Source organism: Pseudomonas sp. ACM7 (genome assembly GCF_004136015.1).
Classification (GTDB): domain Bacteria; phylum Pseudomonadota; class Gammaproteobacteria; order Pseudomonadales; family Pseudomonadaceae; genus Aquipseudomonas; species Aquipseudomonas frigoris.
Genome location: NZ_CP024866.1, coordinates 3,372,561 through 3,378,146, shown reverse-complemented (window position 1 = coordinate 3,378,146; position 5,586 = coordinate 3,372,561). Strand labels below are relative to the sequence as shown.

2 tRNA genes and 3 rRNA genes are annotated in these 5,586 nt (G+C 51.5%); all 5 read right to left on the bottom strand.

Annotated features, from left to right (window positions below):
- Positions 1 to 48: 48 nt before the first annotated feature.
- The 5 genes from rrf to CUN63_RS15835 all read right to left on the bottom strand — a co-directional run bounded on the left by rrf (position 49) and on the right by CUN63_RS15835 (position 5,284).
- A 5S ribosomal RNA gene (gene rrf / locus CUN63_RS15855) occupies positions 49 to 164 on the bottom strand.
- A gap of 173 nt (positions 165 to 337) precedes the next feature.
- A 23S ribosomal RNA gene (locus tag CUN63_RS15850) occupies positions 338 to 3,229 on the bottom strand.
- 250 nt (positions 3,230 to 3,479) lie between these two features.
- Positions 3,480 to 3,555, bottom strand: a tRNA-Ala gene (locus CUN63_RS15845).
- 30 nt (positions 3,556 to 3,585) lie between these two features.
- A tRNA-Ile gene (locus CUN63_RS15840) sits at positions 3,586 to 3,662 on the bottom strand.
- An 83-nt stretch (positions 3,663 to 3,745) separates the two neighbouring features.
- A 16S ribosomal RNA gene (locus CUN63_RS15835) occupies positions 3,746 to 5,284 on the bottom strand.
- The 16S, 23S and 5S rRNA genes sit together here with 2 tRNA genes alongside, the layout of an rRNA operon.
- Positions 5,285 to 5,586 lie beyond the last annotated feature (302 nt).

The following is a 5,586-nucleotide window of genomic DNA, read 5'->3' as shown; positions in this document are numbered from 1 at the left end:
AAAACAAAACCCCTACCTGCATACGCAGATAGGGGTTTCGGAATTTAATCTTGACGATGACCTACTCTCACATGGGGAAACCCCACACTACCATCGGCGATGCATCGTTTCACTGCTGAGTTCGGGATGGGATCAGGTGGTTCCAATGCTCTATGGTCGTCAAGAAATTCGGTAGCCAGGTCGTGGGCCTTTTCAGGTTCACGCTCCAGCGAATGGGTATGCGATAGTTGGGTGTTTTGTGAGTATCTCGAACTTTCGGTTCGTTTCGTCTTCACACACCGCAATCTGGTGCTCTTTCGCTTTTTAGCTCGAAGCATGCAAATTGCTTGGGTGTTATATGGTCAAGCCTCACGGGCAATTAGTATTGGTTAGCTCAACGCCTCACAGCGCTTACACACCCAACCTATCAACGTCGTAGTCTTCGACGGCCCTTCAGGGGACTCAAGGTCCCAGTGAGATCTCATCTTGAGGCTAGTTTCCCGCTTAGATGCTTTCAGCGGTTATCTATTCCGAACATAGCTACCCGGCAATGCCACTGGCGTGACAACCGGAACACCAGAGGTTCGTCCACTCCGGTCCTCTCGTACTAGGAGCAGCCCCTCTCAAATCTCAAACGTCCACGGCAGATAGGGACCGAACTGTCTCACGACGTTCTAAACCCAGCTCGCGTACCACTTTAAATGGCGAACAGCCATACCCTTGGGACCGGCTTCAGCCCCAGGATGTGATGAGCCGACATCGAGGTGCCAAACACCGCCGTCGATATGAACTCTTGGGCGGTATCAGCCTGTTATCCCCGGAGTACCTTTTATCCGTTGAGCGATGGCCCTTCCATACAGAACCACCGGATCACTAAGACCTACTTTCGTACCTGCTCGACGTGTCTGTCTCGCAGTCAAGCGCGCTTTTGCCTTTATACTCTACGACCGATTTCCGACCGGTCTGAGCGCACCTTCGTACTCCTCCGTTACTCTTTAGGAGGAGACCGCCCCAGTCAAACTACCCACCATACACTGTCCTCGATCCGGATAACGGACCTGAGTTAGAACCTCAAAGTTGCCAGGGTGGTATTTCAAGGTTGGCTCCACGCGAACTGGCGTCCACGCTTCAAAGCCTCCCACCTATCCTACACAAGCAAATTCAAAGTCCAGTGCAAAGCTATAGTAAAGGTTCACGGGGTCTTTCCGTCTAGCCGCGGATACACTGCATCTTCACAGCGATTTCAATTTCACTGAGTCTCGGGTGGAGACAGCGCCGCCATCGTTACGCCATTCGTGCAGGTCGGAACTTACCCGACAAGGAATTTCGCTACCTTAGGACCGTTATAGTTACGGCCGCCGTTTACCGGGGCTTCGATCAAGAGCTTCGCGTTAGCTAACCCCATCAATTAACCTTCCGGCACCGGGCAGGCGTCACACCCTATACGTCCACTTTCGTGTTTGCAGAGTGCTGTGTTTTTAATAAACAGTCGCAGCGGCCTGGTATCTTCGACCGGCATGGGCTTACGCAGTAAATGCTTCACCCTCACCGGCGCACCTTCTCCCGAAGTTACGGTGCCATTTTGCCTAGTTCCTTCACCCGAGTTCTCTCAAGCGCCTTGGTATTCTCTACCCAACCACCTGTGTCGGTTTGGGGTACGGTTCCTGGTTACCTGAAGCTTAGAAGCTTTTCTTGGAAGCATGGCATCAACCACTTCGTCACCCAAAGGGTAACTCGTCATCAGCTCTCGGCCTTAGAATCCCGGATTTACCTAAGATTCCAGCCTACCACCTTAAACTTGGACAACCAACGCCAAGCTGGCCTAGCCTTCTCCGTCCCTCCATCGCAATAACCAGAAGTACAGGAATATTAACCTGTTTTCCATCGACTACGCTTTTCAGCCTCGCCTTAGGGACCGACTAACCCTGCGTCGATTAACGTTGCGCAGGAAACCTTGGTCTTTCGGCGTGGGTGTTTTTCACACCCATTGTCGTTACTCATGTCAGCATTCGCACTTCTGATACCTCCAGCAAGCTTCTCAACTCACCTTCACAGGCTTACAGAACGCTCCTCTACCGCATCACCTAAGTGATACCCGTAGCTTCGGTGTATGGTTTGAGCCCCGTTACATCTTCCGCGCAGGCCGACTCGACTAGTGAGCTATTACGCTTTCTTTAAAGGGTGGCTGCTTCTAAGCCAACCTCCTAGCTGTCTAAGCCTTCCCACATCGTTTCCCACTTAACCATAACTTTGGGACCTTAGCTGACGGTCTGGGTTGTTTCCCTTTTCACGACGGACGTTAGCACCCGCCGTGTGTCTCCCATGCTCGGCACTTGTAGGTATTCGGAGTTTGCATCGGTTTGGTAAGTCGGGATGACCCCCTAGCCGAAACAGTGCTCTACCCCCTACAGTGATACATGAGGCGCTACCTAAATAGCTTTCGAGGAGAACCAGCTATCTCCGAGCTTGATTAGCCTTTCACTCCGATCCACAGGTCATCCGCTAACTTTTCAACGGTAGTCGGTTCGGTCCTCCAGTTAGTGTTACCCAACCTTCAACCTGCCCATGGATAGATCGCCCGGTTTCGGGTCTATTCCCAGCGACTAGACGCCCTATTAAGACTCGCTTTCGCTACGCCTCCCCTATTCGGTTAAGCTCGCCACTGAAAATAAGTCGCTGACCCATTATACAAAAGGTACGCAGTCACCCAACAAAGTGGGCTCCCACTGCTTGTACGCATACGGTTTCAGGATCTATTTCACTCCCCTCTCCGGGGTTCTTTTCGCCTTTCCCTCACGGTACTAGTTCACTATCGGTCAGTCAGTAGTATTTAGCCTTGGAGGATGGTCCCCCCATATTCAGACAAAGTTTCTCGTGCTCCGTCCTACTCGATTTCATGACTAAGAGATTTTCGCGTACAGGGCTATCACCCACTATGGCCGCACTTTCCAGAGCGTTCCGCTAATCTCAAAGCCACTTAAGGGCTAGTCCCCGTTCGCTCGCCACTACTAAGGGAATCTCGGTTGATTTCTTTTCCTCAGGGTACTTAGATGTTTCAGTTCCCCTGGTTCGCCTCTTAAGCCTATGTATTCAGCTTAAGATAACCATCTTATGATGGCTGGGTTCCCCCATTCAGACATCTCCGGATCAAAGTCTGTTTGCCGACTCCCCGAAGCTTTTCGCAGGCTACCACGTCTTTCATCGCCTCTGACTGCCAAGGCATCCACCGTATGCGCTTCTTCACTTGACCATATAACCCCAAGCAATCTGGTTATACTGTGAAGACGACATTCGCCGAAAATTCGATTCTTGCTCATAAAGAGCAACTCACAAATTTTACCTTAGCCTGATCCGTTACCAGTGAAAGTAACGTCCAGTCTATCTTTCTATCACATACCCAAATTTTTAAAGAACGATCTAGCCAAAGACTAGAAATCAACATTCACCATCATCACAATGGAATGCTCATTTCTAAGCTTTCTAACAACAGAAGCAGTAAGTGGTGGAGCCAAACGGGATCGAACCGTTGACCTCCTGCGTGCAAGGCAGGCGCTCTCCCAGCTGAGCTATGGCCCCGTATCTCTACAGGCGTTTCCCACACAAAATTGGTGGGTCTGGGCAGATTCGAACTGCCGACCTCACCCTTATCAGGGGTGCGCTCTAACCAACTGAGCTACAGACCCAATTTCGGGCTGCTTCTAAATCGTCTTCTTCAATGAATCAAGCAATTCGTGTGGGAACTTATGGAGCAGCTGATGTCGTCGATTAAGGAGGTGATCCAGCCGCAGGTTCCCCTACGGCTACCTTGTTACGACTTCACCCCAGTCATGAATCACACCGTGGTAACCGTCCTCCCGAAGGTTAGACTAGCTACTTCTGGTGCAACCCACTCCCATGGTGTGACGGGCGGTGTGTACAAGGCCCGGGAACGTATTCACCGCGACATTCTGATTCGCGATTACTAGCGATTCCGACTTCACGCAGTCGAGTTGCAGACTGCGATCCGGACTACGATCGGTTTTCTGGGATTAGCTCCACCTCGCGGCTTGGCAACCCTCTGTACCGACCATTGTAGCACGTGTGTAGCCCAGGCCGTAAGGGCCATGATGACTTGACGTCATCCCCACCTTCCTCCGGTTTGTCACCGGCAGTCTCCTTAGAGTGCCCACCATTACGTGCTGGTAACTAAGGACAAGGGTTGCGCTCGTTACGGGACTTAACCCAACATCTCACGACACGAGCTGACGACAGCCATGCAGCACCTGTCTCAATGTTCCCGAAGGCACCAATCCATCTCTGGAAAGTTCATTGGATGTCAAGGCCTGGTAAGGTTCTTCGCGTTGCTTCGAATTAAACCACATGCTCCACCGCTTGTGCGGGCCCCCGTCAATTCATTTGAGTTTTAACCTTGCGGCCGTACTCCCCAGGCGGTCAACTTAATGCGTTAGCTGCGCCACTAAGAGCTCAAGGCTCCCAACGGCTAGTTGACATCGTTTACGGCGTGGACTACCAGGGTATCTAATCCTGTTTGCTCCCCACGCTTTCGCACCTCAGTGTCAGTATCAGTCCAGGTGGTCGCCTTCGCCACTGGTGTTCCTTCCTATATCTACGCATTTCACCGCTACACAGGAAATTCCACCACCCTCTACCATACTCTAGCTTGTCAGTTTTGAATGCAGTTCCCAGGTTGAGCCCGGGGATTTCACATCCAACTTAACAAACCACCTACGCGCGCTTTACGCCCAGTAATTCCGATTAACGCTTGCACCCTCTGTATTACCGCGGCTGCTGGCACAGAGTTAGCCGGTGCTTATTCTGTCGGTAACGTCAAAACACTTACGTATTAGGTAAATGCCCTTCCTCCCAACTTAAAGTGCTTTACAATCCGAAGACCTTCTTCACACACGCGGCATGGCTGGATCAGGCTTTCGCCCATTGTCCAATATTCCCCACTGCTGCCTCCCGTAGGAGTCTGGACCGTGTCTCAGTTCCAGTGTGACTGATCATCCTCTCAGACCAGTTACGGATCGTCGCCTTGGTGAGCCATTACCTCACCAACTAGCTAATCCGACCTAGGCTCATCTGATAGCGCAAGGCCCGAAGGTCCCCTGCTTTCTCCCGTAGGACGTATGCGGTATTAGCGTCCGTTTCCGAGCGTTATCCCCCACTACCAGGCAGATTCCTAGGCATTACTCACCCGTCCGCCGCTCGCCACCAGGTACAAGTACCCGTGCTGCCGCTCGACTTGCATGTGTTAGGCCTGCCGCCAGCGTTCAATCTGAGCCATGATCAAACTCTTCAGTTCAAACATCTTTGGGTTTTTAAGAAACCCTAAACTTGGCTCAGCAATCGTTGGTTACATCTTTGATTTCTCGCGGAGTAACTTGTGATGCTGATAATCTTGTTGACTATCAGTCTGACTCCACAAGCACCCACACGAATTGCTTGATTCAGTTGTTAAAGAGCGGTTGGTTAAGATCTTTCGTCTCAACCGAGGCGCGCATTCTACAGCAGCTTGCGATCTCTCGTTAGCGGGAGGCGAATTCTACAGCGTTACTCGCTGCTGTCAACACCTCTTTTACACCGCTGTCGACCGAGAAGATCGAA